Annotated in this window: 12 protein-coding genes, 1 pseudogene and 1 riboswitch; of the genes and pseudogenes, 9 read left to right on the top strand and 4 right to left on the bottom strand. The window is 53.9% G+C overall.

Annotation, left to right across the window (positions count from 1 at the left end; genetic code table 11):
• Positions 1-31 precede the first annotated feature (31 nt).
• Entirely contained in the window at positions 32-826 is a 795-nt protein-coding gene (locus tag ACR1UW_RS13105; protein ID WP_055358001.1) for a YqhG family protein, read from the bottom strand.
• Positions 813-2,477 (bottom strand): DEAD/DEAH box helicase, encoded by a 1,665-nt coding sequence (locus ACR1UW_RS13100; RefSeq protein WP_055358002.1) that lies wholly within the window; start codon positions 2,475-2,477, stop codon positions 813-815. The genes ACR1UW_RS13105 and ACR1UW_RS13100 overlap by 14 nt, the downstream gene beginning before the upstream one ends.
• Positions 2,478-2,695: 218 nt before the next feature.
• A riboswitch (glycine riboswitch) is annotated at positions 2,696-2,784 on the top strand.
• A gap of 188 nt (positions 2,785-2,972) precedes the next feature.
• Here ACR1UW_RS13100 and gcvT point away from each other — a divergent pair.
• The 4 genes from gcvT to ACR1UW_RS13080 all read left to right on the top strand — a co-directional run bounded on the left by gcvT (position 2,973) and on the right by ACR1UW_RS13080 (position 8,520).
• Positions 2,973-4,070 carry a glycine cleavage system aminomethyltransferase GcvT gene (gene gcvT / locus ACR1UW_RS13095; RefSeq protein ID WP_498933643.1) on the top strand — a complete coding sequence of 366 codons (1,098 nt, stop codon included), beginning with the start codon at positions 2,973-2,975 and terminating at the stop codon, positions 4,068-4,070.
• A 31-nt stretch (positions 4,071-4,101) separates the two neighbouring features.
• Positions 4,102-5,448 carry an aminomethyl-transferring glycine dehydrogenase subunit GcvPA gene (gcvPA, locus tag ACR1UW_RS13090; RefSeq protein WP_033010188.1) on the top strand — a complete coding sequence of 449 codons (1,347 nt, stop codon included), beginning with the start codon at positions 4,102-4,104 and terminating at the stop codon, positions 5,446-5,448.
• Positions 5,441-6,907 carry an aminomethyl-transferring glycine dehydrogenase subunit GcvPB gene (gcvPB, locus tag ACR1UW_RS13085; protein WP_033010187.1) on the top strand — a complete coding sequence of 489 codons (1,467 nt, stop codon included), beginning with the start codon at positions 5,441-5,443 and terminating at the stop codon, positions 6,905-6,907. Before gcvPA ends, gcvPB begins: the two co-directional genes overlap by 8 nt.
• 422 nt (positions 6,908-7,329) lie before the next feature.
• Positions 7,330-8,520, top strand: coding sequence for an ROK family protein (locus ACR1UW_RS13080; protein ID WP_498933640.1), 1,191 nt, complete (start codon positions 7,330-7,332; stop codon positions 8,518-8,520).
• A 58-nt stretch (positions 8,521-8,578) separates the two neighbouring features.
• Here the strand turns inward: ACR1UW_RS13080 and ACR1UW_RS13075 are convergent, their stop codons facing one another.
• Positions 8,579-8,953, bottom strand: coding sequence for a rhodanese-like domain-containing protein (locus tag ACR1UW_RS13075; RefSeq protein WP_011231903.1), 375 nt, complete (start codon positions 8,951-8,953; stop codon positions 8,579-8,581).
• A 209-nt stretch (positions 8,954-9,162) separates the two neighbouring features.
• Here ACR1UW_RS13075 and ACR1UW_RS13070 point away from each other — a divergent pair, with 209 nt between their 5' ends.
• From ACR1UW_RS13070 to ACR1UW_RS13050, 5 genes and pseudogenes are all read left to right on the top strand, one after another.
• Entirely contained in the window at positions 9,163-9,999 is an 837-nt protein-coding gene (locus tag ACR1UW_RS13070; protein ID WP_061567612.1) for a lipoate--protein ligase family protein, read from the top strand.
• Positions 10,000-10,252: 253 nt separating this feature from the next.
• Entirely contained in the window at positions 10,253-12,826 is a 2,574-nt protein-coding gene (locus ACR1UW_RS13065; RefSeq protein ID WP_237420571.1) for a vitamin B12-dependent ribonucleotide reductase, read from the top strand.
• Positions 12,827-12,919: 93 nt separating this feature from the next.
• A pseudogene (locus tag ACR1UW_RS13060) lies at positions 12,920-13,177 on the top strand (spore photoproduct lyase family protein); the annotation flags it as partial.
• A gap of 127 nt (positions 13,178-13,304) precedes the next feature.
• Positions 13,305-13,730, top strand: a complete 426-nt coding sequence (mntR, locus tag ACR1UW_RS13055; protein WP_033009676.1) for a transcriptional regulator MntR — start codon at positions 13,305-13,307, stop codon at positions 13,728-13,730.
• A gap of 87 nt (positions 13,731-13,817) precedes the next feature.
• A complete protein-coding gene (locus ACR1UW_RS13050; RefSeq protein ID WP_289651296.1) occupies positions 13,818-14,699 on the top strand; it encodes a patatin-like phospholipase family protein in 882 nt (293 codons plus the stop codon).
• A 25-nt stretch (positions 14,700-14,724) separates the two neighbouring features.
• On the opposite strand, the gene ACR1UW_RS13045 is transcribed toward ACR1UW_RS13050, so the two are convergent.
• The gene (locus ACR1UW_RS13045; protein WP_033009672.1) at positions 14,725-15,081 is read right to left on the bottom strand and encodes an SA1362 family protein; all 357 of its coding nucleotides are present in this window, start codon (positions 15,079-15,081) and stop codon (positions 14,725-14,727) included.
• Positions 15,082-15,083: the final 2 nt, after the last annotated feature.

Raw genomic sequence — 15,083 nt, 5'->3', positions numbered from 1 at the left:
GGCTCAGGCTGCAGGCTTTCCGCACGGCAGCTCACGATGTGCGAGGCAGCAAGTAAAACAGCCCGCCGTTAATGACGGAAACGGTGATGCGCGGCTTGTACTGTTTTTCAAGCGCTTCTTTCTCGATATAATAACACTCCGGCTTTTCTTCCGCCTCTTTGTAAAACTCATCAAGCAAAGCTAAATCGTCGGCCCAGCGCCGGCGCGCTTCCTCGGCCCATGCATGATCGTCGGCGGCAATGCGGCCGCGGATATATTGCTCGAGGCGGGCGATGCCACTTGGCGGCTTAATGAGCGGCGAAATTGTAAAACAATAGTCCGGGATTTTCGGCGTCAGCCGGCGCGCGCGGAGCCGCTCGTGGAACGATTCGATGATCGTGCCGCTGATGAGATGAAGGCCGAGAGAGACGACGGCGTCTTTTTTTCGGTCGCATTCGTAGGAAATGACAACGTTCATCCCAAGCCATGGATGAAGGGCGGCATGGCCGGCGAGCGGGGCGTCCGGCTCTTCGTACAAACGAATGAAGCTGCCGCGTTTTTGCGCCGAGCGGAACAGCTGGTGTAGCCGCGGCGCCCCGAAATGAAGCCGGTCGCCTTTCAGCTTTTCCGTCCGTTCGCTTGGGCGGGTAATCAGTGTGAGCTGCATCGGCTGCGGGACGCCGCCCGTCCGTTCGATGTAATGCCAGTAAAACGGCCGGTTCATCAGCTCTTTATCCATTTCTGGCGTCAGCTGGACCGTCATATAGTCGTCATTCGCTTCCAACAACGTGCACCCGTTGGCGGCAAAATAACGCTCCACAAAACGACGGATTTCATGTTGCTGCATGCCGTTTGCCTCCTTCCTTTCCGAGCTGCTCCGCCAGCTCGATCATCGCGATGATGTTTTCCATTTTGATTTTCATCTCCCCTTCGCTCCGTGAATGAACGAAGGCGTCTTCGAAGTAGCGTTCCAAGTTGGCGAGGTTCATTTTCGCCAAAATGTCGTCCAGCTCGCCGACTACCCGCTCGAACAAGCGGATTTTCTCATAGAGAAGCGTTAAAATATGCTCTTCGACCGTCTGTTTGACGGCGAAGTTGTAAATGTAAACGTCATCTGTCTGTCCGAGGCGATGGACGCGGCCGATCCGCTGCTCAAGGCGCATCGGGTTCCACGGCAAGTCGTAGTTGATGACATAGCGGCAAAATTGCAAGTTGATGCCCTCGCCGCCCGCTTCGGTGGCGATGAACACTTGGGCGTGGTGTTTAAACAGTTCCTGCATCCAGTCTTTTTTGCCGCGCCGGAAGCCGCCGCGAAACGGGACGGATGAAATGCCATGCTGTTTTAAAAACCATTGCAAATACAGCTGTGTCGCCCGGTATTCCGTAAAAATAATCACCTTATCGTTAATGGAGCGGATCAGTTCAAGCGCTTTTTCCGCCTTTGAATTCGTCGTGACGGCGTTGATTTTTTCCAGCACCTGCTCAAGCGCTTCAGGAATGGCTCCTTCGCATTTCTCCATCATATTTTTTATGGTTAAAAACAGCGCTTCACGGCTGCTGCACGCCTCGCGAAGCAGCGTGATGAGCGAAAACGAACCGGCGAACGGCTCATGGCGGAGCGCCCTCACTGCTTCGTACAGTTCGCGCTCTTCATCCGTAAACTCGATCAACACCGGCTCGACATGGCGCTTCGACCATTCGATCGGTGTATCGGCGCGGCGGTTGCGGATCATTACTTTGTTGACGAGCGCTTTTAAATGCTCGTTCACCTGCACCGCCCTTGTTTTGCCGTATGTTTTGGCAAACTGCTCGGCGTTGCCTAAATGGCCGGGCTTCAAAAGTGAGACGAGGTTGAAGATTTCCTCAATCCGGTTTTGAATCGGCGTCGCCGTCAGCAACAAACAAAACTTCTTTTTTAAATTTTGCACAAACTCGTAGTTTTTCGTTTTGTTGTTTTTCAGTTTGTGCGCCTCGTCGATGATGATCATATCGTATGGCTGTTCGTAAATGATGGAGCGGTGCGGCTCCTTTTTCGCTGTATCGATCGAAGAAACCACAATGTCGCACTGTTCCCAGACGTAGCTCTTTTTTTGCTGGACGGCCGGGATGAAAAACTTTTCATTCAATTCTTTCACCCATTGTGAAACAAGGGAGGCGGGAACGAGAATGAGCGCTTTTTTCACAAGGCCGCGAATCATATACTCTTTTAGGACGAGCCCGGCTTCAATCGTTTTGCCAAGTCCGACTTCATCGGCCAAAATCGCTTTGCCGTTCATCTCTTCAACGACGCGGCGCGCCACTTCGAGCTGGTGCGGGAGGATCGTCAAATGCGGCAAGTGCTTAGGCGCCTGCAGGCCGTCAAATTCCGGCACGCTTAAATGATGGGCCGCCTCTAACGCCAGCTCATACATTTCCCAGCTTGCCCACGGTCCGTCTTTTTCAATGCGCTCAAGAAATTCCTTTTTCCACGTCTCGTCCATTTCGATCGCAATGTTCATGTCCATCCCCTTCCCTTTTGACGAATGTTTATTCCGTAAAAATCCTCTTTGTTAGACAAAACAAGAACATTTTGACGGATAATTTCTATAAAAGTTCGATCATTTCCTATTGCCCTTTTTGAGTGGTTAATGGTAGTATAAATTTAGAACATTCGCATGAATGGCGGTCAAGGGCGTTTCTTAGTATGCCCGCTTTGGAAAATTTTATTGATCGGCGGATGACGGCAAGGGGAGAGACTACGGAATGTAGCGCCGAAGGAGCAAGCGGAAACGCGAATCTCTCAGGCAAAAAGACTCTTGCTTGACGCAGCTCTGGAGAGCGCCTGCCTATCGGCGGGCCACCCAAGGGGAAACCGTCGGGACCTCGCTGCCGCCAAGGCGCAGGCAAGCGGCCGACGGGAAACTTTCAGGTGCCAGGACAGAGCCTCTCTTTTTCGCAAAGGGGGGAGTCTGTCCTTTTTTGCGTCATGCATTTCGATGAGGGAGGGAATCGCCTTGTTAAAGCGCACGCCGCTATTTCCGGTATACGCCCGTTACAACGCCAAAACAGTCGAATTTGGCGGCTGGGAAATGCCGGTGCAGTTTTCAAGCATCAAGGAAGAGCATGAAGCGGTAAGGACGCGCGCCGGACTGTTTGACGTCTCCCACATGGGGGAAATTGCGGTCCGCGGCCGCGGAAGCCTTGCCTTTTTGCAAAAACTGATGACGAACGATGTCGCCAAGCTTCGTCCAGGGCGGGCGCAATACACGCTCATGTGCAACGAAGATGGCGGCACGGTCGATGATTTGCTTATTTATCAAAAAGGAGAGAGCGACTATTTGCTTGTTGTCAACGCCGCCAATACGGAAAAAGATTTTGCCTGGCTGAATAAGCACATCGATGCGGATGTCGAGCTTGACAACGTTTCTGCGCAAACGGCGCAGCTTGCTCTGCAAGGACCAGCGGCCGAACGCGTGCTGCAAAAATTAACCAATCTGGATTTGCCGGCGATGCGTCCGTTTTCGTTCCAAGACAATGTGGAAGTGGCCGGCGTAAAGGCGCTCGTCTCACGCACCGGCTATACGGGCGAAGACGGGTTCGAGATCTATTGCCGGGCAGAGGATGCCATCACGTTATGGGAGGCCATTTTAACAGCCGGGGCCGAAGACGGCGTCCTCCCATGCGGACTGGGAGCGCGCAATACGCTCCGGTTTGAGGCGTGTCTGCCGCTTTACGGCCAAGAATTGTCCGAAACGATCTCCCCGCTTGAAGCCGGGCTCGGGTTTGCCGTCAAAACGGAAAAAGAATCGCCGTTTATCGGCCAGGCCGCGTTAAAGCGGCAAAAAGAAGCCGGACCGCCGCGGCAGCTTGTCGGCATCGAGATGATGGACCGCGGCATTCCGCGCCATGGCTACCGGGTATTTGCCGGGAGCGCTGAAGTCGGATTCATTACGACCGGCACGCAGTCGCCGACGCTGAAGAAAAACATCGGGTTGGCGCTCGTGACAGCGGATGTTGCCGCAGCCGGTCAGGTCGTGGAGGTGGACATTCGCGGCAAGCGCTTGAAGGCGAAGATTGTACCGATCCCGTTTTACAAGCGGACGAAGTCATAAGCAAGAAGTCATAAGCAAGGAGGAAAATACGGTGCTCCATCGTTATTTGCCGATGACGGAAGAAGACAAGCAGGAAATGTTGCGAACGATCGGCGTTGCATCCATTGATGAGCTGTTCGCCGACATTCCAGAACAAGTGCGTTTTCGCGGCGAGTTGAACGTGAAACCGGCGAAGTCGGAGCCGGAGCTATGGAAAGAGTTAAGCGCGTTAGCGGACAAAAACGCCAACGCCAAGCAATATGTTTCCTTTTTAGGAGCGGGCGTGTATGACCACTATATTCCGGCCGTGGTCGACCACGTCCTGTCGCGCTCCGAATTTTATACGGCGTATACGCCGTACCAGCCGGAGATTTCCCAAGGCGAACTGCAAGCCATTTTTGAGTTCCAAACGATGGTATGCGAGCTGACAGGCATGGATGTCGCCAATTCGTCGATGTACGACGGCGGCACGGCGCTCGCGGAAGCGGTGCTGCTTGCTGCTGCTCATACGAAGCGGACGAAAGTGCTTATTTCCGCGGCCGTTCACCCGCAATACCGCGATGTCGTGCGCACGTATGCGAAAGGGCAGAGATTAGAGGTAAAAGAAATTGCGTACGACGGCGGTGTTACCGATCTTCAAGCGCTTGAAGCGGAAATGGGGGATGACGTGGCGTGTGTGGTCGTCCAATACCCGAACTTCTTCGGGCAAATCGAGCCGCTCAAAGCGATGGAGCCGCTCGTCCATGAAAAGAAAAGCCTGTTCATTGTCGCGAGCAATCCGCTTGCCCTTGGCATTTTGACCCCGCCCGGCGCATTGGGGGCGGACATCGTCGTCGGCGATATGCAGCCGTTTGGCATCCCGATGCAGTTCGGCGGCCCACATTGCGGGTATTTCGCTGTCAAAGCGCCGCTGATGCGGAAAATTCCAGGCCGGCTCGTCGGGCAAACGAAAGATGAAGACGGGCGCCGCGGGTTTGTGTTGACGCTGCAGGCGCGCGAGCAGCATATCCGCCGCGATAAAGCGACATCCAATATTTGCTCGAACCAGGCGCTGAATGCCCTCGCCGCCTCGGTGGCGCTCTCGGCGCTCGGAAAACGGGGCGTAAAAGAGATGGCGACGATGAACATGCAAAAGGCGCATTATGCGAAACAGGCATTCGAACAGCACGGGGTTGTGTCGCCGTTTGCCGGTCCATTTTTCAATGAATTCGTCATCCGGCTCAACCGTCCGGTTTCTGAGGTGAACGCCCGCCTGCTCGAAAAGGGGATCATCGGCGGCTACGACCTTGGCGGTGATTATCCGGAACTTTCCAATCATATGCTTGTTGCTGTCACCGAACTGCGCACGAAAGAAGAAATCGATCGGTTCGTCAATGAATTGGGGGATTGCCATGCATAACGATCAACCGCTTATTTTCGAACGAAGCAAGCCGGGACGGATCGCCTACAGCCTGCCGGCGCTCGATGTTCCGGCTGTCGATGTCAGCGAGCTTGTGCCGCCCGATTATTTGCGTTCTGAAGAACCGGAGCTGCCGGAAGTATCGGAGCTCGATTTGATGCGCCATTACACGGCGCTTTCCAAGCGAAACCACGGCGTTGATTCCGGGTTTTACCCGCTTGGATCGTGCACGATGAAATACAATCCGAAAATCAATGAAAACGTCGCCCGTCTCGCCGGGTTTGCCCACATCCACCCGCTGCAGCCGGAAGAAACGGTGCAAGGGGCGCTTGAGTTGATGTACGACTTGCAGGAGCATTTAAAAGAAATCACGGGCATGGATGCGGTCACCTTGCAGCCGGCCGCCGGCGCCCATGGCGAGTGGACCGGGCTCATGATGATCCGCGCTTACCATGAGGCCAACGGCGATTTCAACCGGACGAAGGTAATCGTCCCGGATTCGGCGCACGGTACGAATCCGGCGTCGGCAACCGTTGCGGGGTTTGAGACAGTGACGGTCAAATCGACTGCCGCCGGCCTTGTTGATTTGGAGGATTTGCGGCGCGTCGTCGGCCCTGACACAGCGGCGCTCATGCTCACGAACCCGAACACGCTCGGGCTGTTTGAAGAGCAAATCGTCGAAATGGCGGAAATCGTCCATGCAGCGGGCGGCAAGCTGTACTATGACGGCGCGAACTTAAACGCCATCCTCGGCAAGGCGCGCCCTGGCGATATGGGCTTTGACGTCGTCCATTTGAACTTGCATAAAACGTTCACCGGCCCGCACGGCGGCGGAGGGCCAGGATCGGGCCCGGTCGGGGTGAAAGCTGACCTTGTGCCGTTTTTGCCGAAACCGGTCATCGCCAAAGGGGAAAACGGCCGTTGCTACCTTGACTACGACCGTCCACAGTCAATCGGCCGCGTCAAGCCGTTTTACGGCAATTTCGGCATCAACGTCCGGGCGTACACGTACATCCGCTCGATGGGGCCGGACGGTTTGAAAGCGGTGAGCGAATACGCCGTTTTAAACGCCAACTATATGATGCGCCGTCTTGCCGAGTATTACGATTTGCCGTATGACCGCCATTGCAAGCATGAGTTTGTCTTATCCGGCAAGCGGCAAAAGAAACTTGGCGTCAGAACGCTTGACATCGCGAAACGGCTGCTTGATTTCGGCTTCCATCCGCCGACCATTTACTTCCCGCTCATCGTCGAAGAGTGCATGATGATTGAGCCGACCGAGACGGAGTCGAAAGAGACGCTCGATGCGTTCATCGATGCGATGATTCAAATTGCCAAGGAAGCGGAAGAAACTCCGGAAATCGTTCAAGAAGCGCCGCATACGACGGTCGTCAAGCGGCTTGATGAAACGACCGCAGCGCGCAAGCCGATTTTGCGCTATCAAAAGCCGACAAACTGATCCGTGATACCGACAAACGGCTCGCCCGACAGTGGGCGGGCCGTTTCGTTTGGGGACAGCTGCATTGCTATGGCGGCATTGACAGAAAAGTCTAGTTAGTTTATTATATAAACTAATAACAATGGCTGATCCATCATTCGCGGTGCATACTATATAGATGCAATTTAAAGCTTTAACATTTTTCGTCTTTGCCGGTCATTGCATCCGACTGTCGAGTGACCGAACAACGCCGCTTAAAGACCCATGAATGGGTCTGTGAAGCGAGTCGTTGTTCGGTCTTCCGTCACGCTAAGGCGTGACGGAGGCAAGCCACACGCTTGCCTTCGACAGTCGAAAATGGGCAAACCACTTTTCTGTCAAGGATATGTTAAACTTCTTTGTTGCATCTATTAAAAGTCATGACGAAAAGGATGACCGAAAACATGAGGACAGGGAACATCACTCTTGTCAAAAAAATGAATAAACAGCTCGTCCTGAAATTGATCCGCGACCAACACCCGATTTCACGCGCCGATATTGCGAAAACGACCGGACTGAATAAAGCGACGGTTTCAGCGCTCGTCGATGAGCTGATCGCCGAGCATTTCGTCCATGAAAGCGGAATCGGCGAGTCAACCGGCGGGCGCCGGCCGCTCATGCTTCGCTTCAACGCCGACGCCGGCTCGCTTATCGGCGTTGAGCTGGGGGTGAACTATTTGTATGCCGTGTTGACCAATTTAAACGCGGACATTCTTTGGGAGCAGCGGCGTTCGTTCCGCCCGTCCGAAGGGCAGGAGGCGATTGTCGGCGAGATGGCCGAATTGGTTGAAGCCGCGGTCCGCCGGGCGCCGACGACGCCGTACGGCGTAATGGGAATCGGCATCGGGGTGCCGGGCGTTGTCCATACGGAAAGCGGGACGGTGATTTTTGCGCCGAACTTGCGTTGGGGCGATGTGGCGTTGGCATCGGCCTTGCAAAAGCGATGGCCGCAATATCCGGTTATTGTGGAAAACGAGGCGAAACTGGCGGCGCTTGGCGAAAAATGGTTCGGCGTCGGCAACGAGTTCGCCCACTTTGTTTACATCAGCGCCGGCATCGGCATTGGCGCCGGCGTCGTTCTTCACCATCAGCTCTATCGGGGTGTCAGCGGCCTAGCTGGTGAAATCGGCCATCATACGATCGATGTCAACGGCGTCCGCTGTACTTGCGGCAATACCGGCTGCTGGGAAATGTACGCTTCACAAAAATATATTGAACGCCGTTTGGCCGAAGAAGGCCGTTCGGAGTGGCTGGACGACCGCTTTTCCATCGCCGCGATGGCGCTGGCGGCGGAAAGCGATGAACCGTTGGCCGGCATTTTGGCGGAAACGGGGCGTTATCTCGGCATCGGACTGTTGCAGGTGATCTACGCGTACAATCCGGAGGCGATCATTATCGGCGGCCCGCTGGCCCAAGCGGGCGAGTATGTGATCGGTCCGGCGCGCCAAGAAGTGAGAAAGCGAATTCTCGTCAAAAAAGAAAGCGAGCCGTCCATCATCGCCTCGAAGCTGAAAGAGAAAAGCTGCGCCATCGGTGCGGCTGCTTCGGTGCTTGAGGCGGTCGTCCTGCCGCCGGAATTTGAGACGGCTCCTTGACGGCTGCAACAGCAAAGGCGCCTGCCTAGTCCGGCAGCGCGCCTCTTTTTGCTGATCGCTACGCTTTTTTCTTCACTTTCCCGGTCCACGTTTTAAATCCGCCTTTTAAATGGTACAAATCGCGATACCCTTTCCGGTAAAGCATTTGCGCGGCTCGCCCGCTGCGCAGTCCGTTTTGGCAATATAAATAAATCGGCTGGTCTTTGCGCAATTCTTTCATGCGCATGCGCAGTTGGGTCAGCGGGATGTTGCGCGCCCCTAAAATATGTCCAGCCGCAAACTCATCCGGTTCGCGGACGTCGACGAGTTGCGCTTTTCGATAACCGGCGCGGAACTCTTCCTCTGTCAATGCTTTGACAATTCTCTTCTGCCAGAAGTACGTAATGACGGAATACACGATGATTGCGCCGAGAATAATGAGCAATGCTTCCACCCGTCATGCCTCCTTTCGCTTCGTCTGCTATTTCCTATTATATAAAGTCGCCGCCGGGAAGCAAAGAGGTTTTCGCGATGCCATTTTTCTTTCCTTCACCGGCGTTGTTTGCTAAACTAATAAAGGCGGCCAAAAGCGTCCCGCCCCTTGACGGTGGTCGACAAGCCGCCGCAGCGTTTAGAGTATGGAACAATAGAGAAGGTGGAACGATGGCAAAAGAAGTATGGCGCTTTATCGATTCCGGCTATTGCCCGCCGGCGTTCAATATGGCGCTCGATGAGGCGCTTCTCGATTGGCACAGCGAAGGAAAAATTCCGCCGACGATCCGCTTTTACGGCTGGAATCCGCCGACGTTGTCGATCGGCTATTTTCAAAAAGTGGAGAAAGAAATTGATTTAGACGCGGTCAAACGGCACGGCCTCGGCTTTGTCCGTCGGCCGACCGGCGGGCGCGGCGTCCTGCACGATAAAGAATTGACATACAGCGTCATCGTCTCTGAGTCGCACCCGGCGATGCCGAAGACGGTGACGGAAGCATACCGCGTCATCTCCCAGGGCATTTTGGAAGGATTTCGCTTCCTTGGGCTTGACGCGTATTTCGCCGTGCCGAAAACAGAAGAAGAAAAAGCGGATTTGCGCAGCCCGCGCTCGGCTGTTTGCTTTGACGCACCGTCGTGGTACGAACTTGTCGTTGAGGGGCGGAAAATCGCCGGCAGTGCGCAAACGCGGCAAAAAGGCGTCATTTTGCAGCATGGTTCGATTTTGCTCGATTTGGACGAAGACTTGCTGTTCAGCTTGTTTAAATATCCAAACGAGCGGGTGAAAGAGCGTCTGCAGCGCGATTTTAAAAAGAAAGCCGTCGCGATCAATGAGTTGACGAGCCGCACGGTGACGATCGAGGAAGCGAAAGAGGCGTTTTACAAAGGATTTGAAAAAGGATTGAACATCGTATTGGAACCGTACACGCTCACCGCCGAAGAGTTGGCGTACGTCGAAGAGCTGGCGCGGACGAAATACGAAAGCGATGAATGGAACTTTAAGCGTTAGGCGGCAATATGGAACATCGCTCCTGTTTTGGCAAAAACGGCATGGCTGGTCCGTTTTTCGCCGTTTTTTGTCTTTTTTTGCTTGACAAAAACGAAATGATTTGTTCTAAATCACAATATATAGTATGATTTTCGTAAAAAATCATACTATATATTGTTTTTTTCTGTTTGATATGGTAAGGTAGAGAAGACAGGGCAACATTGGCAAAAACATGAGAGATTATATAATTATATAAAAGAGGAGAGATAGGAGAATGACGGTGGCGTCGTCCGAAAAAATGAAAATCAATATTGACAAGCTGAACGAGGATATCCGCCTATTTCCGCAAGTGCATCCGATTACGCCGGATATGCACATCACCCATAAAGGCGTATCCCGTTTGGTCATGTTGGACCGTTATTCGTTTAAGGATACGGAAAAGCTGACGCTCACACCGGGCGATTTCGTTGTGTTGACGATCAAGGAGGACCCGAAATTCCCAGCCCGCGGTCTCGGTTTTATCATCGATATTGACTGGGAGGCGAAAAAAGCGCGCGTGTTGATTGAAGACGAATACCGGCACGTGCTCGAAGGCGAGGAGGCGGAAACCGGCATTGTCCTTCGATCGCTCGACATTATCGACAAGCCGCTCGAGATTTTCTATGAGCAAATCGCCAAGCGCAATGCGACCGGGCTGGCGGCGGTGGAAAAGACCGAAGAAAAGCGGAAAGAGTGGTTCGAAAAGTTTTATCAAGAGCTCGCCAGCTTGAATTTTGTTCCGGCCGGCCGCGTGTTGTACGGGGCGGGTTCAGGCAAGGAAGTGACGTATTTCAACTGCTATGTGATGCCGTTTGTGAAAGATTCGCGCGAAGGCATTTCCGAACATCGGAAGCAGGTGATGGAAATTATGAGCCGCGGCGGCGGCGTTGGGACGAACGGCTCGACATTGCGGCCGCGCCATACGCTTGCGCGCGGGGTGAACGGCAAATCGTCCGGGTCGGTCTCATGGCTTGACGACATTGCGAAGCTGACCCACCTTGTCGAGCAAGGTGGCTCCCGCCGCGGCGCCCAAATGATTATGCTGGCCGACTGGCACCCGGACATTATCGAATTCATCGTCTCGAAAATGCAAAACCCGCGAATTTTGCGCTACCTGCTTGAAAATATGGAAGACGAGGGCATCAAAAAAGCAGCGCGCGACAAACTGAAATTCACGCCGCTCACCGAGCGGGAGCGGACGATGTACGAAGCGATCGTCCGGTATAAAAACGCGCCTGACTACGGCGGCTTCACAGAGGAAATTATCAAAGATGCCGAAGAAAAACTGCGCACCGGCGGTACATACACGGTGCACAACCCGGACTTTTTGACCGGTGCGAACATTTCCGTCTGCTTGACGAAAGAATTCATGGAAGCGGTCGAAAAGGACGAAGAATACGCGCTGCGCTTCCCGGACGTAGAAACGTATTCTGAAGAAGAAATGCGCATTTACAATGAAAAATGGCATGAAGTCGGCGATGTGCGCGAATGGGAACAAATGGGCTACCGCGTCCGCGTCTACCGGAAAATCCGCGCCCGCGAGCTTTGGAAGTTGATCAACATTTGTGCGACGTATTCAGCCGAGCCGGGCATTTTCTTCATCGACAATGCCAATGAAATGACGAACGCTCGCGCGTACGGACAAAAAGTCGTGGCGACCAATCCGTGCGGGGAACAGCCCCTTGCGCCATATTCAGTCTGCAACTTGGCCGCCATTAACTTGGCGAACATGGTGGACAAAGAGCGGAAAGTCGTGGACTATGAAAAACTGAAGCGTACGGTTGAAATCGGGGTGCGGATGCAAGACAACGTCATTGATGCTACGCCATACTTCCTTGAGGAAAACAAAAAACAGGCGCTCGGCGAGCGCCGCATCGGCCTTGGCGTCATGGGGCTTGCCGACTTGCTCATTTACTGCGAAAAAGCGTACGGCTCCGAGGAAGGAAATCAACTTGTGGACGAACTGTTCCGCACGATCGCCACGACCGCTTACCGGGCCTCGATCGAGCTGGCGAAAGAAAAAGGCAGCTTCCCGTTTTTGGTCGGCGAAACGGAAGAAGAAACGCAAAAGCTGCGCGAAGCGTTCATCAACACCGGTTACATGAAACGGATGCCGGATGACATTCGCCAAGATATTTTGAAATACGGCATCCGCAACTCACACTTGCTGACGGTGGCGCCGACAGGATCGACGGGAACGATGGTTGGCGTCTCAACCGGGCTGGAGCCGTACTTCTCGTTCTCGTACTACCGGAGCGGGCGCTTGGGCAAATTTATCGAAGTGAAAGCGGACATTGTCCAAGAATATTTGGACAAACATCCGGAAGCCGACCCGAACCATTTGCCGCCTTGGTTTGTGACGGCGATGGACTTGCCGCCGGAAGCGCACGCCGATGTGCAATGCATCATTCAGCGCTGGGTCGACTCGAGCTTGTCGAAAACGGTCAACGCGCCGAGAGGCTACACCGTCGAGCAAGTGCAAAAAGTGTACGAGCGTTTATGGCGCGGCGGCGCGAAAGGCGGCACCGTCTACGTCGACGGCAGCCGCGATGAGCAAGTGTTGACGTTGAAAGCGGAAGAAAACCGGATCGAAGAACAGCTAGAACTGCTTCCAGAAGAACAAGAGGAAAAAGAAACGAAACGCGCCGTCGTGCTTGTCGATACGATTCAAGATGTGCGCGCCACCGATGTGACGATCGGCTCCGAAATCGGCAACATTTGCCCGATTTGCCGCGAAGGAACGGTCGAAGAGATCGGCGGCTGCAACACGTGCACGAACTGCGGCGCCCAGCTGAAGTGCGGCCTGTAATGGTGATACGGATGGGTTTGGATGGATGAAACGCTGGTTTCCGTAGAGGAACCGGCGTTTTTTTACATAAAAGGCAAAAGCCAAAATATAGTGGTGAAAGGAGTGGATTTATCTAGTTTGACGTTTGAGCTCATCCAGCATCGGTTTACCAGGCCGGCCAAGCGGGTCATCGAGCAGCGTTACCCGAAAACCAAGCTCGATTTGGACGAATCGAAGCGCAAGTATAAGTGGGGGCGGTACGGCATCGGCAAATACGTGTATCGTGACGAGGAGGCGCAGGAGCTGGAGGAAACGATGCGTTCGTACATTGCCCGCTTTTTCCCGGCGGCTGAGGTGCAGTATTTTACGTAATGCCCCTTTTATGGTACAATAGAAATGATTGCTATTTTTGTCTGCCAAAAGGGCCGACGCATCGGAGTGACGGTATAGGCCGGGGGATTTGCTGGCGGCAGGCAAACGTTGCAGGAGGGGACAAACGTTGCCGACACCGAGCATGGAAGATTATATTGAGCAAATTTACATGTTGATTGAAGAAAAAGGCTATGCCCGCGTTTCGGACATCGCGGAAGCGTTGTCCGTTCACCCTTCTTCAGTGACGAAAATGGTGCAAAAGCTCGATAAAGATGAATATTTGGTGTATGAAAAGTACCGCGGCCTTGTCTTGACGCCGAAAGGAAAAAAAATCGGCCAACGGCTTGTGTACCGCCATGAGCTGCTTGAGCAGTTTCTTCGCCTCATTGGCGTCAACGAAGAAAACATTTACCGCGATGTGGAAGGGATTGAACACCATTTGAGTTGGAACGCCATCGACCGGATTGGCGATTTGGTGCAATATTTTCAAGAGGACGAACGCCGTCTTGAGGCGTTGCGCGACGTGCAAAAGCGCAATGAGCAAGGGGAGTAAGCGACTGCTTGCTCTTTTTTGTTTGCCGTACTAAATGCCCTCCTTTTTTCTTACATATGTATAAACGGCAAAAAGGGGGAGGCGGCGGTGGACATTGATCTTGTCTTTTCCGGCGGCGGGGTGAAAGGGTTTGCGTTGCTTGGAGCGTATGAAGCGATTGAGGAAAAAGGTCTGCGCTGGAAGCGGCTTGCCGGCACGAGTGCGGGAGCGTTGCTTTCGGCGTTGCTATCGGCAGGCTACAGCGCCCGCGACATCGCCCGACTGCTTGAGGAGTTGGAGTTGGAGCAGTTTTTGGATGAACGGCCGCTATGGATTCCGTTTTCGCTTTGGAAATGGGTGTGCTTGTATTGGCATCTTGGGCTGTATCAAGGAAAGGCGTTTGAGCGGTGGCTCGAGGCGGCGCTCGCCGCCCGCGGCGTGCGGACGTTTCAAGATGTGCCGGCCGGCAGTTTGTATATCGTCGCTTCCGATGTGACGAACGGGCGCATCGTCGTGCTGCCGGACGATTTAGCCATATACGGCATTGACCCTGGGTCGTTTTCCATCGCCAAAGCAGTGCGGATGAGCATCAGCATTCCTTATTTCTTTGAGCCGGTCCGCCTTCGCGGGCGAAACGGTGTGGCTTTCATTGTCGACGGAGGGGTGTTGAGCAACTTTCCGCTGTTTTTGTTCGATGAAGAAAAGAAGAAAAAACGGCCGGTGCTGGGCGTTCAGCTGAGCCCAAAACCAGGGGAGCGGCCGAAACGAACGATCACCAATGCGCTCGATTTGTATGAGGCGCTGTTTGCGGCCATGAGAGAGGCGCATGACGCCCGCTATATTTCGCGCCGCCATGAAAAAAACATCATCTTTTTGCCGGTGGAAAACGTTCTTGCGACCGAGTTTTCCATCGACCTGGAAGCGCGCCGGCGTCTCATTGACTATGGGCGCGAGCGGGCGCGGCAGTTTTTGCGGCGGTGGGCGTTTTGAGCGCCCAAAACAAAAAAGAATCAAGCTAAAAGGAAGCCCGATTCTTTTTTTTGCCTTTTTTGCCCTCGATGACGGTCAAATGCGGAGTCGCCGTTCGCTTTTTCAACGGCCGTTTTAGTTTCGCCGGCTTCGGCTGCTTGCGCGCGGAGCGGGGATGAAGCTTTTTCGACTGCCGCACCGCTTTTAGATACGACAATCGTTCTTTGTTAGTGCGGCGTTGGTAGACGAAACGGTAAAAGAGATAAATCGCGGCTGCAAACAGCGCAACAAACAACAGCTGGCGAAACAGCACCGTCGGATGGGCAAAAAGGGTATACACAATGCCAAGCGTCCCAAGCAAAATCATAAGTCCGGCGAGCGGGTGAACAGCCCTGCGCCGCAATG

The organism is Geobacillus lituanicus (genome assembly GCF_050994965.1).
Classification (GTDB): Bacteria; Bacillota; Bacilli; order Bacillales; family Anoxybacillaceae; genus Geobacillus; species Geobacillus stearothermophilus.
Note: the sequence above shows the minus strand (reverse complement) of the source record. Positions and strands in the feature narration are given on the sequence as shown.

What these genes read in the sequence shown, in the direction of transcription:
- ACR1UW_RS13070 (WP_061567612.1), top strand. Translation starts at nt 9,163, where the DNA reads ATGGCAAAAGAAGTATGGCGCTTTATCGATTCCGGCTATTGCCCGCCG.
- ACR1UW_RS13100 (WP_055358002.1), bottom strand. Translation starts at nt 2,477, where the DNA reads ATGAACATTGCGATCGAAATGGACGAGACGTGGAAAAAGGAATTTCTT.
- ACR1UW_RS13105 (WP_055358001.1), bottom strand. Translation starts at nt 826, where the DNA reads ATGCAGCAACATGAAATCCGTCGTTTTGTGGAGCGTTATTTTGCCGCC.
- gcvPB (WP_033010187.1), top strand. Translation starts at nt 5,441, where the DNA reads ATGCATAACGATCAACCGCTTATTTTCGAACGAAGCAAGCCGGGACGG.
- ACR1UW_RS13080 (WP_498933640.1), top strand. Translation starts at nt 7,330, where the DNA reads ATGAGGACAGGGAACATCACTCTTGTCAAAAAAATGAATAAACAGCTC.
- ACR1UW_RS13065 (WP_237420571.1), top strand. Translation starts at nt 10,253, where the DNA reads ATGACGGTGGCGTCGTCCGAAAAAATGAAAATCAATATTGACAAGCTG.